Annotated in this window: 13 protein-coding genes; 3 read left to right on the top strand and 10 right to left on the bottom strand. The window is 66.3% G+C overall.

Annotation, left to right across the window (positions count from 1 at the left end):
* Nucleotides 1-10: 10 nt before the first annotated feature.
* The 5 genes from NP511_RS16660 to NP511_RS16680 are packed head-to-tail and all read right to left on the bottom strand — an operon-like array spanning nt 11 to nt 5372.
* Nucleotides 11-1090, bottom strand: a complete 1080-nt coding sequence (locus NP511_RS16660; protein WP_049905902.1) for a glycosyltransferase family 2 protein — start codon at nt 1088-1090, stop codon at nt 11-13.
* Entirely contained in the window at nt 1083-2561 is a 1479-nt protein-coding gene (locus NP511_RS16665; protein WP_049966360.1) for a nucleotide sugar dehydrogenase, read from the bottom strand. Before NP511_RS16665 ends, NP511_RS16660 begins: the two co-directional genes overlap by 8 nt.
* Entirely contained in the window at nt 2561-3586 is a 1026-nt protein-coding gene (locus NP511_RS16670; RefSeq protein ID WP_049966361.1) for a Gfo/Idh/MocA family protein, read from the bottom strand. The genes NP511_RS16665 and NP511_RS16670 overlap by 1 nt, the downstream gene beginning before the upstream one ends.
* A complete protein-coding gene (locus NP511_RS16675; RefSeq protein WP_049966362.1) occupies nt 3583-4785 on the bottom strand; it encodes a DegT/DnrJ/EryC1/StrS family aminotransferase in 1203 nt (400 codons plus the stop codon). The genes NP511_RS16670 and NP511_RS16675 overlap by 4 nt, the downstream gene beginning before the upstream one ends.
* Nucleotides 4782-5372, bottom strand: a complete 591-nt coding sequence (locus NP511_RS16680) for an acyltransferase (RefSeq protein WP_049966363.1) — start codon at nt 5370-5372, stop codon at nt 4782-4784. The genes NP511_RS16675 and NP511_RS16680 overlap by 4 nt, the downstream gene beginning before the upstream one ends.
* A gap of 453 nt (nt 5373-5825) precedes the next feature.
* Between NP511_RS16680 and NP511_RS16685 the strand changes: the two genes are divergently transcribed.
* On the top strand, nt 5826-6362 hold the full coding sequence (locus tag NP511_RS16685) for a DUF7344 domain-containing protein (RefSeq protein ID WP_049966364.1): 537 nt from the start codon (nt 5826-5828) through the stop codon (nt 6360-6362).
* A gap of 276 nt (nt 6363-6638) precedes the next feature.
* Here NP511_RS16685 and NP511_RS16690 read toward each other — a convergent pair whose 3' ends face one another.
* The 3 genes from NP511_RS16690 to NP511_RS16700 all read right to left on the bottom strand — a co-directional run bounded on the left by NP511_RS16690 (nt 6639) and on the right by NP511_RS16700 (nt 8709).
* A complete protein-coding gene (locus tag NP511_RS16690) occupies nt 6639-7625 on the bottom strand; it encodes a DUF1616 domain-containing protein (RefSeq protein WP_049966365.1) in 987 nt (328 codons plus the stop codon).
* Between the two features lie 257 nt (nt 7626-7882).
* A complete protein-coding gene (locus NP511_RS16695) occupies nt 7883-8158 on the bottom strand; it encodes a PadR family transcriptional regulator (protein ID WP_006179577.1) in 276 nt (91 codons plus the stop codon).
* Nucleotides 8159-8355: 197 nt separating this feature from the next.
* Complete coding sequence (locus NP511_RS16700) at nt 8356-8709, bottom strand: winged helix-turn-helix domain-containing protein (protein WP_006179576.1); 354 nt, start codon at nt 8707-8709, stop codon at nt 8356-8358.
* A gap of 594 nt (nt 8710-9303) precedes the next feature.
* Between NP511_RS16700 and NP511_RS16705 the strand changes: the two genes are divergently transcribed.
* Together NP511_RS16705 and NP511_RS16710 are read left to right on the top strand one after the other, a co-directional pair.
* A complete protein-coding gene (locus NP511_RS16705) occupies nt 9304-9465 on the top strand; it encodes a DUF7563 family protein (RefSeq protein WP_162834899.1) in 162 nt (53 codons plus the stop codon).
* A 260-nt stretch (nt 9466-9725) separates the two neighbouring features.
* Nucleotides 9726-10229: a DUF7344 domain-containing protein gene (locus NP511_RS16710; protein ID WP_049966366.1), complete on the top strand. Its 504-nt coding sequence runs from the start codon at nt 9726-9728 to the stop codon at nt 10227-10229.
* Nucleotides 10230-10346: 117 nt separating this feature from the next.
* Here the strand turns inward: NP511_RS16710 and NP511_RS16715 are convergent, their stop codons facing one another.
* Both NP511_RS16715 and NP511_RS16720 read right to left on the bottom strand, forming a co-directional pair.
* Complete coding sequence (locus NP511_RS16715; RefSeq protein WP_049966367.1) at nt 10347-12614, bottom strand: DUF7282 domain-containing protein; 2268 nt, start codon at nt 12612-12614, stop codon at nt 10347-10349.
* A 155-nt stretch (nt 12615-12769) separates the two neighbouring features.
* Nucleotides 12770-13264: a helix-turn-helix transcriptional regulator gene (locus NP511_RS16720; RefSeq protein WP_049966368.1), complete on the bottom strand. Its 495-nt coding sequence runs from the start codon at nt 13262-13264 to the stop codon at nt 12770-12772.
* Between the last annotated feature and the right edge of the window lie 377 nt (nt 13265-13641).

Here is a 13641-nt window from a genome sequence, read left to right on the forward strand (position 1 = left end):
CGCCGCGTCGCTACGGGTCCTGCCGTGCCGGCGCTCGATTCTCGCGGCTGACAGGCTCCGCATCGCCCTCGCGGTCGGCACACGGGCGCTCGAGGTCCTCGCTCGCCGCGGCGTCGAGTCTGATCGCGGAGCCGAGCGAGACGAGGCCGAGCATGGTGGCGACGAACGACGCGAGTCCGGCGGTGAACCCGTCCCCCTCGCGAGTCGCTCGGGCGGCCGATCCGGCTAGTCCGATCAGCCCGCCGGCCAGGCCCAGTGAGCCGACGGCGTAGTGGACGACGGCCGGGTTGAACGACCGGGCGACGTACTTGGTCTTCAGCCGCCAGCAGAAACTACGCAGCAACAGCAGGGAGACGAACCGGACGAACGGCACGTAGCGGATGCTGCTCTCCTCGTCGCCGTAGACGGCCGACATGGGGACGTCCGCGACCCGGCGATCGGCGACGTTGAGGTGGGTCAGGATGTGGTTGAGGAAGCCGTACCGGTCGGTGATCGCCTCGAGGTCGAGGTCCTCGATCGTCTCCCGCGAGATGGCGGTGTAGCCGTTCTGGGGGTCCCCGATCGACCAGTAGCCCGACGCGAACTTCGAGAGGCCGGTGAGGACGGCGTTGCCGAACAGGCGGAACCTCGACATCTCCGCGCGGTCCGCGGGGCTGCGCAGCCGGTTGCCCTTCGCGTAGTCGGCCTCGCCAGTGGCGACCGGGTCGACGATCCGATCGAGGATCGCGGGGTCCATCTGGCCGTCGCCGTTCATCACGGCGACGACGTCCATCCCGTCCGCGGCGGCCCGCCGGTAGCCGGTCTTGACGGCCGCCCCGTAGCCGCGGTTTGCCTCGTGGCGGATCGGGACGACCCGGCGATCGTCGCCCCCGTCGGCCACGGCGACGGCCGGATCGGCACCCTCACTCGCCGCCCGCTCGTTGAGCCGCTCGGCGACCCGCTGAATCACGCTCCAACTCTCGTCCGGCGAGGCGTCGTCGACGGCGTAGATCCGATCGACGAAGTCGGGGACGGTCTCGATGACTCGCCCGACGAACGCCGCCTCGTCGTAGGCCGTGACGACGACGCCGATCCGCTTTCCCTTATACATCGGCGCCTCCGTCGGTCGTCGCCGGCGTCGTCTCGGCGTCGCCGCCGTCCGTTTCATCGCCCGCACGATGCCGACCTCGAGGCGGTCGCCCGTCGCTCGAGCCCGCGAGGTCGTACTCCCGATGGTGCGTCCCCGAGAGGTCGACCGCGTCCCGGCCGTCGACGACGACCATCGGCTCGAGGGCCTCCCACGCGATTCGGTCGAACGCGGCGTGGAGCGTGACGACCACCGCGGCGTCGAACCCCTCGCCACGTAGTTCGTCGATCTCGACGGGCCGCGCGCCGTAGTCGACCGGATCGACGAGCGGGTCGACGCCCGCGACGTCGGCCCCGAACTCGTCCAGCGCGTCGATGACTCCCAGCGCGGGCGAGGCGCGGGTCTCCTCGACGCCGGGCCGATACGTGATCCCGAGGACGACGACCGACGCGTCCGCGAGATCGATGCCGTCGCGGGCGAGTTCCCGCTCGAGGCGCTCGACGACGGTCGCGGGCATCCCGTCGTTGACCCGGCGGGCCGTCTCCGTCACGGCCATGGACTCGTCGGTCCGACCGAGCAGGAAGTGCGGGTAGTAGGGGATGCAGTGGCCGCCGACGCCCGGCCCGGGGTCGTGGAGCTGGCACATCGGCAGGTCGTTGGCGGTGTCGATCGCCTCGCGCACCGAGATCTCGAGTTCGTCCGCGAGCCGGCCGAGTTCGTTGGCCAGCCCGATGTTGACGTCGCGGTAGATCCCCTCGAAGACCTTGACCGCCTCGGCGGTCGTCGCATCCGAGACGGGGTGGACCGCGTTGTCGGAGAGTTCGTCGTAGACGACGGCCGCGGCCCGGGTACTCTCCGGGTCGACGCCGCCGACGACCTTCGGGTACTGGCCGCGGATGTCCCGCAGGGCGGTCCCCGATGACGTCCGCTCCGGACAGAACGCCAGTCCGAACTCGTCGGGCTCGAGGCCGCTTTCGTTCGCGAGATGGGGCCGGAGGACGTCGCGGCAGGTCCCCGGCGGCAGCGTCGACTCGGCGATCACGAGATCGCCGGGGGCCAGTCCGGCCGCGATGTCGTCGGCGACCGACTCGACGGTCGTCAGGTCGGGCTCGTTCTCCGCGTCCAGCAGCGTCGGCACGATGATCACGTGGATCCGCGCCGCCGCGGCCGCCGCCTCGCCGTCGGTCGTCGCCGCGAGCCGCCCGGCCGCGACCTGCTCGGCCACCAGCTCGTCGAGCCCGGGTTCGCCGACGACGTGGCTCTCGCCGTCGGCGACCGTCTCGACCACGTCGGGATCGACGTCGACGCCGGTGACGTTCCCCGTCGTCTCGGCGTAGACCGCCGCCAGCGGCAGCCCCATCTTGCCCAGCCCGTAGACGGCGACGGGAATCTCGCCGGCCGTCAGGCGCTCGCGCTGGCGGTCCGGGGACAGGTGCGAGCCGTAGAGTCCGTCGGTGGCGGACGCCCCGCCCTCGTCGGTCGCGTCCGCGTCCATCAGGCTTCCACCTCCCGGTCCTGGGGCAGTTCCTCGTCGGGCTCGTCGCTCGGCCCCCCGGCGAGGCGATCGATCAACTGGACCGTCTCGAGGGCCGCGATCCCGTCGTCAGCGGTGACTTCCGGCACCGAGCCGGTCCGGACGGCCGCGAGGAACGACTCGAGTTCGTACCGGAGCGGCTCGCCGTTGTCGACGTGGGGCCGTTCGACGACGCTCTCGTGGCGGTAGCGGGGCTGGCCGTCGTCGGCGAGGTACTCGGGGTAGGAGTCGCGATGGATCAACACCGACTGCTCGAGGTAGTCGACCTCGACGAGACACTCGCGGGCAGTGACGGTCAGTTTCCGCACTTTCTTCTGAGTGACGCGGCTCGCGGTCACGGTGGCGACGGCGTCGCCGTACTCGATCGTCGCGGTGGCGTACCGGCCGTTCTCGGTCCCCATCGCGGCGACCGACCGGGGCCGCTCGCCCAGCAGCGCGCCGACGATGTCGACGTCGTGGACCATCAGGTCGAAGACGACGTTGTCCGTCGCCGTCCGGTCGATCGGCGGGCCGAGCCGCTCGGCCTCGACGCCGATCACGTCGAGATCGTCGATCAGGTCCGCCATCGTCTGAACGGCCGGGTTGAACCGCTCGATGTGACCCACCTGCAGGACCAGTCCGGCCTCGCGGGCCTGCTCGGCGAGCCGCTGGCCCTGCTCGACGGTCTCGGCGATCGGCTTCTCGACGAGGACGTGGACGCCCGCCTCGAGACACGTCGAGACCGTCTCGTAATGCGCGCGGGTCGGTACCGCCACCGTCACGGCGTCGCAACGCTCGCACAGCGTCTCGAGGTCGACCGCCTCCGTTCCGTACTCGGCGGCGACGCGGCGGGCGACCTCGTCGTCGTGATCGGTGACGCCGGCCAGTTCGACGCCCGAGAGTTCGTCGTAGACCCGCGCGTGGTTCTCGCCCATGGAGCCGACGCCGACGACGCCGGCGCGGAGCTGTTCCTCGGTCGTCGCGTTCGCTCGATCGTCTGTACTCATTGGGTCGTGAAATGGTCGCGGACTGCTTCGACGACGGTCCGCCTGTCGCGTTCCGAGAGGGTCGGGTGGACGGGCAGGGACAGCACCTCGTCGGCCGCCCGTTCGGCCACCGGGAACTCGGCCGCGGCCGAACTCACCGTCTCGTAGGCCGGCTGGCGGTGGATCGGCGTCTCGTAGTAGATCCCCGTTCCCACGTCGCGGTCCTCGAGGGTCGCCGCGAGGGCGTCCCGGTCGTGGGTCCGGACGGTGTACTGGTGGTAGACGTGGCGGTAGCCGGCCGGCTCCGTCGGCGTTTCGACCGGCAGCTCGGCCAGTGCCTCGTCGTAGACGGCGGCGTTCTCGCGGCGCGCTCGATTGCGTTCGGCGAGCCGATCGAGTTGCGCGCGGCCGATCGCCGCCTCGAGGCTGGTCATCCGGTAGTTGTGTCCCAGTTCGACGTGATCGTAGCCACCGGTCCCACCGACGTCGCGCCCGTGGTTGACGTAGCTCGCGGCGCGCTCGGCGACGTCGTCGCGGTCGGTGACGATCATCCCGCCTTCGGCAGTGGTCATGTTCTTGGTGGGATAAAACGAGAAGCAGGCGGCGTCGCCGAAGCCGCCGACTCGGGTGCCATCGACGGCCGCGCCGTGGGCCTGACAGGCGTCCTCGAGGACGAACAGGTCGTGGTCGTTGGCGATCTCACAGAGAGCCGCCATGTCGGCGGGCAGCCCGTAGAGGTGGACCGGTAGGAGGCCGACGACGTCGTCGCGCTCCCGGAGGACGCGCCGCACGTCGGCCGGGTCCAGCGTGTACGTCTCGGGATCGATGTCGGCGAAGACCGGTTTGCCGCCGGCCAGCCGGACGGCGTTTGCACTCGCGACGAAGGAAAACGGCGAGGTGATCACCGCCTCGCCATCCGCGAGACCGATCGCCTCGAGGGCGGCGTGCAGCGCGGTCGTGCCGTTCGAGGTCGCGACTCCGGCATCGGTCCCACAGTAGGCGGCGAACTCGTCCTCGAAGGCCCTGACCTCCGGTCCGTCGGCGAGGCGGCCGTCCGCGAGGAGCGACTCGACCCGCTCGAGGGCCGCCTCACTCAGTTCCGGATCGGCGATCGGGACGGGGCCGGCACCGGGGTCGACCTCGGTTGCCGCGGTCTCGTCCGACCCGGCCGTTCCCTCGAGGCCGCCGTCGGGCTCGGCGTTCGTTTCGGTGTCGGTCATGCGAGCCGGTTCTCCCCCTCGAGCGGGTCCGGTAGCGGTCGCACCGTCGCCGGCGATCCGACGGCCAGTCGCCCGGCCGGTACGTCCTCCGTGACGACGGCCCCGGCCGCGACGAAGGCGTTCTCGCCGATCGTCACGCCGGGCAGGACGGTCGCGTTCGCGCCGACCGACGCGCCGTCCTCGATCGTCGGCCCCTCGAGCCCGTCGTCGGTCCGGACGGGGTACTCGTCGTTGGTGAGGACGGCGCCCGGCCCGACGAAGACGTTGGAGCCGATCGTCGTCTCGGTCGGGACGTAGACGTTCGTCTGGAGGCTGACGTGGGAGCCGATCGTCGTCTCGCCGTCGATGACGGTCTTGGTCCCGACGAGGACGTCGTCGCCGATCGTCGTCCCCTCGCGGACCAGCACGTCGTGGCCCGTCGCGAACCCGTCGCCGATCCGAACGTCGCCGTAGACGATCGAGCCGGCCCTGATCGTCGCGTCGTCGCCGAGCCGGGTCGGCTCGTCGAACTCGCCGTAGCCGACCGTCGCGTCGTCGTCGATCGTACAGCCGTCGCCGCGGACGACCTCGCGTACCGTCTCGCTCATCGTCCACCTCGAGTGCGGTCGGGCGCGGGCCGACGCTCGCTTGTGCGAGCGCGGTCACGCGCGGTCCGCGTTCGAGCCGCCGTTCGTCGTCGGTCGTGTAGTCGTTCCATAGTGAATCGATACCCGCGTGGGCAGTCGTGCTGACACACCCGGTAACGAGGCTTTGTTATCCCCGCCTTGAGCGGCCCGTAGCCGGGAACTACAGCGTCGCTGTCGGTCGCTTCCGTCGCTCGCTGGGGCTGCCGTCGTGACCGTGATCCGAGGGTACGGCCTCCGCTGAATCGACGAAACGTCGGTATTAGCGTCTGTCACGGACGCTAACTGGTATAATTCGCTTTCGGACGGGTAGCCCGGCGATAGTAAAGTGTCAATCGCTGTCACTCGAGGCTGTGAGCTATCCGAATACACCCGTCGGATCGGAACGGGACCCACTGGGACACGACGAGGGCACACATGGCTGAGAGCAACCTCACGCAGGCCGAACTGTTCGACGTCTTCAGCAACGCACGCAGACGACACGCAGTCCAGTATCTCAAACGCACCGGCGGCGCCTGCGACCTCGCACCGCTCGTCGAACAGGTCGCCGCCTGGGAGAACGATACCGACCCCGACGACGTCACCCGGACCCAGCGCCGCCGGGTCTACATCTCGCTGTATCAGACCCACCTCCCCATGCTCGAGGACCACGGTATCGTCGACTGGGATCCCGACGGCCACCGGATCGAACTGCTGCCAAGCGAAGAACGGTTCGACCCGTATCTGGATCGCCACCTCGAGGACGAGCGGGCGTGGCAGTATTGCTACGGGGCCGTGACGGCCGTCGGCGCGATCGGCATCGTCCTGTCGGCACTCGCCGTCGGCCCGTTGACGACGGCCGTCGCGCCGGTCGTCGCGGCGGGGCTCTGTCTCGTCGTTCTCGCGCTCGCAGCGGCACAGCACGTGTCACACCGGTCCGATCTCCGCCGTTCGATCGGGTTGGCGGGCCGGTAATTCGGCCGCCGTGTCTCCAGTCGCAGCCCGAACGCGATCGCTCCTCACCGGAGTAACTCCTCTCGGCTCCCGCGCCACTGATACGATTCACACACCGATCACGAGGTCGTCGTGTAATCTGGTGGACAGTGATTCAGTGGCGACGGGATCGGTCGACGAGCCGTCCAACGCGAACAGTTCCGCCCGTCGTGAGCGATCGCATCCCTGGGCACGGCTTCCCAGCTCCGATCTCACGGTAGCAACAGTGGGTTGAGACGGGCTCGAGCGAGGGCCGAGTTATCCGCCGGTGACCGTCACCCAGAAGTGCGTACTCTCGGCCGCGTTTTCGTTCGTCGGCGTCGACGGTGGGTCGTCCTCGTAGAGCAACACGCTGATCCGAACCGTCTCACCGGCGTCTGCCGTCGGCGCGATCGCTCGCTCGCCGCTTTCCGTCTCCCCCGCCGGGACGGTCGTCTCGATCCGCCGTAGCTCCGTCCGCTCGACGACCTCACCGTCCTCGAGGACCTGTTGTTGGACGACCGCCGTGTACGTCCGGTCCTCGCCCTCCCGGTTCTCGATCTCGACGACGACCGGGACCGACTCGCCCGCCTCGACCTCGCTCGGGAGATCCGCCACGATCTCCCCGTCCGCGGTTTCGTTGTACAGCGCGAGTTCGGTGAAGCCGCCGCCCGAGACGGGAAACAGGAAACCGACGAGCAACGCGCCGACGGCCGTTCCGATCGCCACGACCAACACCACCGTCGACACCGTCGCCGCTGCCCGGCCGTTCCGACGGAGCCGCTCGAGGCCGGCCAGCGGCGACACGGTAAACCGCTGTGGTGCCGGCGTCCGAAGCCGTCGAACCACGCCGAGTTGGGCCAGGCAGACGGCGATGCCGGCCAGCCCCACCGCCACGGAGGTCGTGGTCAACCCCCACGACGTGACCGCCAACACCAGCACGACAAGCGGCGCGATCGTCAGCGACAGGACGAACGCCAGCCCGAGCCGTTCTATGGCATCGATCCCGCGGGGGCGAGCGTCGGCGGCCGTCGCCGCCGTCTCGCGGTCCTCGCGCTTGTCGGCCGGGAACAGAACCGCCCCCAGCCCGTAGCCCGGCAGGAACAGGGCGAGCGGCAGCGTCGCCAGTAGTCGAAGGCCCTCGTTCCCGCTTTCGCCCGTTACGAGCAGGTACGCGACGACCGCGCCGATCGAGACGGCGGCGAGATCGAACGGGTAGCGGCGAACGAACCCGAACCGCGTCCAGCTACTCGTTCGATGACTCATCGGTCCACCGCCGTCGGCGCGTTCGGTCTCCGTTCGGACGATCCGGATGCCATGCTCCTCCGATCGGTATACGCTGTCGTTCTTTGTTATGACCGTATTATCGAAGAAAATGTGTGCCGTACAACGCGGCTCGAGGCCGCTACTGGCCGTCCTCGAGCGATCGGCCTGTCCATGTGCAGTCGGTGTCGGGTACACGGCGGTCGGCGACCACGAACGACGGGCGACGGCCGCGGACCGACGATCGGATTGGCGGCCGTTCAGAAATCGACGTACTGCGATTCCCACTCCCGACGCTCTTGGATCTGCTCTCGACCGGCATCGGTGATCGCGTAATAGTTCGTTCGTCTGTCGAGCTGTCCCTTCTCGACCAGTTCCTTGTTGACGAGCGTGTCCAGGTTCGGATACAGTCGTCCGTGATTGATCTCCGAACTGTAGTACTTCTCGACTTCGTCCTTGACGGTCTGGCCCGACGGACGGTCGGCACCTGCGATCACGTACAGCAGGTCGCGCTGGAAGCCGGTCAGATCGTGCATTGCTCAATCACACTGACCGTTCCAGTGAACGGATATTTGTTATCCGTATCATACAGCCACCGTTCTCCGATTTCACCCCGTATTACCGGCAGAAACGATAGTGTCACTTAACTATCAAACACTCCTAATGGTGTGTTCGACCGACCGCTCGCACCCACGCTCGCTCGAGTCGGTCGGTCCCGATCGCGGCCGCGGCGTCACTCTCGGTCCGACAGGTCCGGCTCGTTCGGTTCCGAAACCGCGACCTCGATCCCGTCGGCGTCGATCCGAACCCGAAGGCTGTCGACGGTCGCCTCGTAGGCGGTGGTATGGGAGCCGTCGTCCTCGAACCGCACACACTCCGCGATGAGGTCGCTCTCGAGGAGGTTGTTGATCCGGCGATAGACGGTCGCCGACGAGCTGTCGGTCCGCTCGGTCAGTTCCTTGGCCGTCTTCGGCCCCTCGCTGGTCGCGACGAGGATCGTCCGGGCACAGTCGTCCCCGAGGACGTCCAGCTGGGTCGCAGGGTTGGTCGTCGATTCAGTTCGCGTGTCACTTGCTTGTGTTGACATAGTGGGAGTCACCGAATGGGATGGATCTGGTCCGTTCGCTCTTCGTGAGAGGTGGCGATTCGAGAGAGGTCACAGGGGGGCAGCCACTGTCGGGGGGTCCACCGATACATTCCGGCACGAGGATCGGTAAGCCATAGTGGTATTTTATAACGATGTACCTTATGCGCGTTTGGCACGTCCTTCGACAACGTAAGATCGTATTTCGACCCGGAAACGACTTGTTTCGAGCGGCGACCGGCCGGCACAATCTCTCGTTTGAAAGCCGACACAGCGCCAAGACGACTGAATTCGGGTTGAGGTCGGTCGACCGGATAGTTCCGGAACGGCGAATTTGAGCCGCTGCAGCCGTTTTGGCGGGCAGCAATCGGCTATTTCCCGCGTTCGGGGGTCGCGTCATCGGTGAACGGTCGGCGTCCTTTATTCTCGTTTGCCCCCCTCGATACGATGATGCCCGGACGGGTATCGCGGGACATCGGCGGTGTTACCGTTGCTTTCGGTCCGGCCCGAACTCGGTTCCGCACGACGGTCCCACGCCCGTCCGAGTACACCCCCCCCCCACCACCCATGAACGCCCACAAACACGACTGGAAGCCCATGGAATCGTCGACAGCCGGCGCTCGCTGTCGAAACTGCGGGACACACGTCACACAGCAGTTCGCTCGCGTCTTCGGCGATAACGGCGACGTCGTCCACGGCTGTCCGTCCTGTACGACCTATCGCGAGATGCAGTCCGGCGGCCACCTCCCCGGCGACTGACCCTGGCTGGTCCGAGTCGACCGACGACACTGACAGCCGTTTCAGCTTCTCCGAGACGAACCGCTGACCGCCAGCGTCGGCCGACGCGATCCACTGTTGTACCCGCTCCCTACCCCGGCACCCGATCCTCGCCGGCTCGCGACTCTGGCCGGCGACCCCCGTAACCTGCAAAAGTTAAAGTCGCTGGTGTCGGAACTAGCGGGATATGGTCACTGGTGGTGGATCGCCCCTCGAGAATCGGCTCCCCTTCTCCCTGATCGATGTCAGTTCAAACGAACCGAGCTGACCCGTTGGCGGAGAGCGAAGTGTTTCACATCCTCGGCAACGACAGGCGACGAGCGATCGTCCAGTTGCTCGCCGAGGACGGCGGACAGATCGACGTCTCCGATGTCGCGACCGAAATCGCCGCGACCGAATCCGACACGACCCCGGTCCCGAACAACCTCTACAAGAGCGTCTACGTCTCCCTCCAACAGACCCATCTCCCCCAACTCGAGGAAGACGACGTGATCGAGTACGACTCCGACGCGAAGACGATCCAGCCCGGCCGGCACTTCGCCGAGGTCCTGCAGTACGTCGACGGCCACGCCGACGATCACTCTCGAGTCCTGCAGTTACACCTCGGCTGCTGTCTCCTCGGGCTCGCGATCATCGCGCTGGTCGGGCTCGGCCTCCCGGGGATCTCGGCCCTCGATCCGGTCCTCTCGAGCGTGCTGGTGTTGCTCGTCGTCGGCGCGAGCAGTCTCTATCAACTGCTCGCCTGAGGACGATTGACGCCGCTCTCCGGTTCGAGTACTGTCACAGGCGACCGCCCTGACCGGCCGGTCACTCGAGCCGTCGGTTCAAAATGAGAAAGCGCGCTGTCCGTTGGGGAACTCTCCTTACGCGCCGACGAGTGCGGTTTCTTCGTCGGTGTCGTTCTCGAGACCGTCGTCGGTCCCGTTGTCCGCAGTTTCGTTGTCGGCGGTGTCGTTCTCGAGGCCGTCGTCGCCATCCTCGAGTTCGGTGTCGTCGGTCGCCTCGGTCAGCTCGAGGGTCGCGACTTCACCGGCCTCATCGGTCAGAATCATGTGGATGTAATCGCCGGCCGCGAGGTCGCTCGTGTCGACCTCGAACTCGACGTCGTCGCTCTCGTCGCCCTCAAGCGTGACGTTCTGCTCGTCGACGAGGTCACCGTCGAGACGGAACTGTGCCGTCTCGGTGCGTTCCTCGTCGCTCGGGTTCTCGATCGTCGCCGTCACGGTGATCGTCTCACCGACTTCGGCGCTCGCGGGCGCATCGAGGTTGCTGACCTCGAAGGACTCCGCCGGTTCCGTCTCGTTGTCTATCGGCTCCTCTTCGGTTTCGTTGTCGGTCGGCTCGTCCTCGATCGGCTCGAGGCCGTCGTCAGTTTCGTTGTCCTCGGTTTCGTTGTCCTCAGTCGGCTCGTCTTCGATCGGCTCAAGGCCGTCGTCAGTTTCGTTGTCCTCGGTTTCGTTGTCCTCAGTCGGCTCGTCCTCGATCGGATCGAGGCCGTCGTCAGTTTCGTTGTCCTCGGTTTCGTTATCGACCGGTTCGTCCTCGATCGGCTCGAGGTCGTCGTCGGTTTCGTTGTCCTCAGTCGGTTCCTCTTCGATCGGCTCCTCGTTCTCAGCCGGTTCGTCCTCGACGGGCTGTTCGTCCATGCCGCCGAGGTTGACGTACACGGTGGCCTCTTCGATGGTCACCTGGATCTGGTCGCCCTGCTGGTCACCATCGTCCGCGACGGCCCCATCGTCACCGTCGTCGACACCGTCCGCAGCGTCGTCGGTGCCGGCTTCGGTGTCGTCAGTCTCGGTGTCGAGATCATCGTCGGCTCCGTCGCCCTGCGAGGGGGCTTCGGACGCGCTCTGGATCTCGATGTTCTCGACGTCGACGGTGATCGTCACCTGCTCGAGGGAGATGTCGCCGTCACCGAGCAGTCCGGCGACGTCCGCAACAGTTCCGTCGTCCGTCGCGTCCGACTCGGTTTCGTCGTCGACGCCGTCATCGGTCTCGAGAGCGTCGTCGTCAGTGTCCGTCTCGTTTTCGTCGACGGTCGCTCCGTCGTCGGCCTGCTCGTCTCCGGCGTCCGTCTCGCCGTTCATCTCGAGACCGTCACCGTTCTCGCTGACGATGACGGTGAGCTGTTCGATCACGACGTTGATCGTTAGCCCGTCGTCCATCGCCGGTTCGTCTACGACGTCCTCGTCTTCGTCAGCCGGTTCATCGACGACGGTTTCGTTATCTTCTTCGGCTGGTTCGTCGTCAACGACGGTTTCGTTATCCTCTTCGACCGGTTCATCGTCAACGACGGTTTCGTTATCCTCTTCGACCGGTTCATCGTCGACGACAGTTTCGTTGTCCTCTTCGACCGGTTCGCCATCGCCGACGGTTTCGTTGTCCTCTTCGACCGGTTCATCGTCGACGACAGTTTCGTTGTCCTCTTCGACCGGTTCGTCGTCGACGACGGTTTCGTTGTCCTCTTCAGCCGGTTCCTCGGCAACGGGCTCCTCGTCGGCCGCGCCGACGGAGACCACTGCGTCGTCGGTCACCGGCTCGTCGTCGGCCGTGAGGTACGGCCCGTCGGCCGCGCCCTCACTCTCGACGAAATCGTATCCCTCGTTGTCGTTCGTATCCCGATGCGGCATCGCGATCAGGGTCTCGTCCTCCTCGAGCGGTTCGTCGAGGGTGACTTCGACCTGTTCGTGGGTCCCCGCCTCGAGATACGCGGAGGTGCCGATGACGCTCTCGAAGACGTCTCCGACCAGCAGGCTGCTGTCGTGGATCGTCACGAAGCCGCCGCTCGCGAGCGTGACGTTCTCGACCACGACCGTCTGCCCGTCGGTCTCCTGGTCTTCAAACGTCACGTACGCGGACTGTTGGCCGGCCGCGTCTTCCTCGAGGCCGGTTTCGTTGTCCGCCATCTCTCCATCGTCGTCACCGACTGCCGTCTCGTCTTCGTCGGCAACTGTCTCGTCTGTCGTTGATTCGTCGCCATCTGTCTCGTTCGCCGAGTCGTATTCGCCGTCGCTGGCAGTGTCACCCGAATCGACGGCCCCAGAGCCCGAAGCTGCTGTGACCATCGCCCCGCCGGAGCAAACTACCATCAGCGCGGTGAGTACGACCAGTACCTGTTTGCGTGCGTTCATGGTTGCCGTAATGGCATCCGTCACGTCGTGGCTTCGGCGGATAAACCGGCAGAACCATTACGCTGAGAAATCGGAAACTACGGCCCAACAGTGGCGAATTCAGTCTCTCGTTCTGATTCCGAAATCAACGATTGCTGATAGGAACGGTGGCCGCGCTAGTCATCGCCGGCCTGTTCGGGCGATTTCGACGCGGTCGGTTCGTGTCCGGGAAGACAAACGAGGTTCTCCCGACCGAGGCGCAGTTTCGTGATCTGGCCGTCCTCCTCGAGATCGGCGAGCAGCCGACTGACCTTCGCTTTCGACCAGTCGACGGAGTCGACGATGTTCGATTGCTTCATTCGACCCCCATTGGCCCGGAGCAACTGTCGGACCCGCTCTCGGTCGGTGACGAACTCCTCCCGATCGGGCTCCGTCTCGTGACCGGTCTCTGGACCGTCGTATCGGTTCCGAGCGACGAGTACGCCACCGAGCAGTGCGAGTGCAACCATCCCGACGAGAGCCGCAAGGTGTGCGTTTCCCTCTAGTTGGAGCGGTTCAGCGGCTCGCGAAACCTCGGGTCGGAACCCGAACCCGACCGTCGTCGCAACCGCCCCGTTGGTCGACGATTCGAACGCATCGACGACCGCGGACGCCCGTCGTCGGATAGTCATGCCCCCCGAGATGCTGTATTTCGATGGTTCATGTCCGATACCCTCGTGACCGTCTCACAAGTCGTTTTTTATAACCCATATGCTGTTAGTCGCGTCGGTGTCTCTCATGTCGACCGAACGGTCCGTGCGTTCGACCGGTTCCGGTCGGACGTCTCATCGGTGATCGGCTTCTCCCGGTGGCTGGCGGGCGTCAGTCCTGTCGGTGCCGGGTTCCGGTTGACACTCCCTAGTCATGATATGGCCACTCGTTGCTCGACGGGAGGAATAAACCGGCCCGGACGTTTCGATCGGTTAGCCCGGATTCGCTCCGGATTCAGACGGTAATCCGATACTGGCGTGACTCTCCGTGGAACGAACACGGTCGGTAGTCACTCGAG

Origin of the sequence: Natrinema thermotolerans (assembly GCF_031165565.1) — an archaeon.
GTDB lineage: Archaea > Halobacteriota > Halobacteria > Halobacteriales > Natrialbaceae > Natrinema > Natrinema thermotolerans.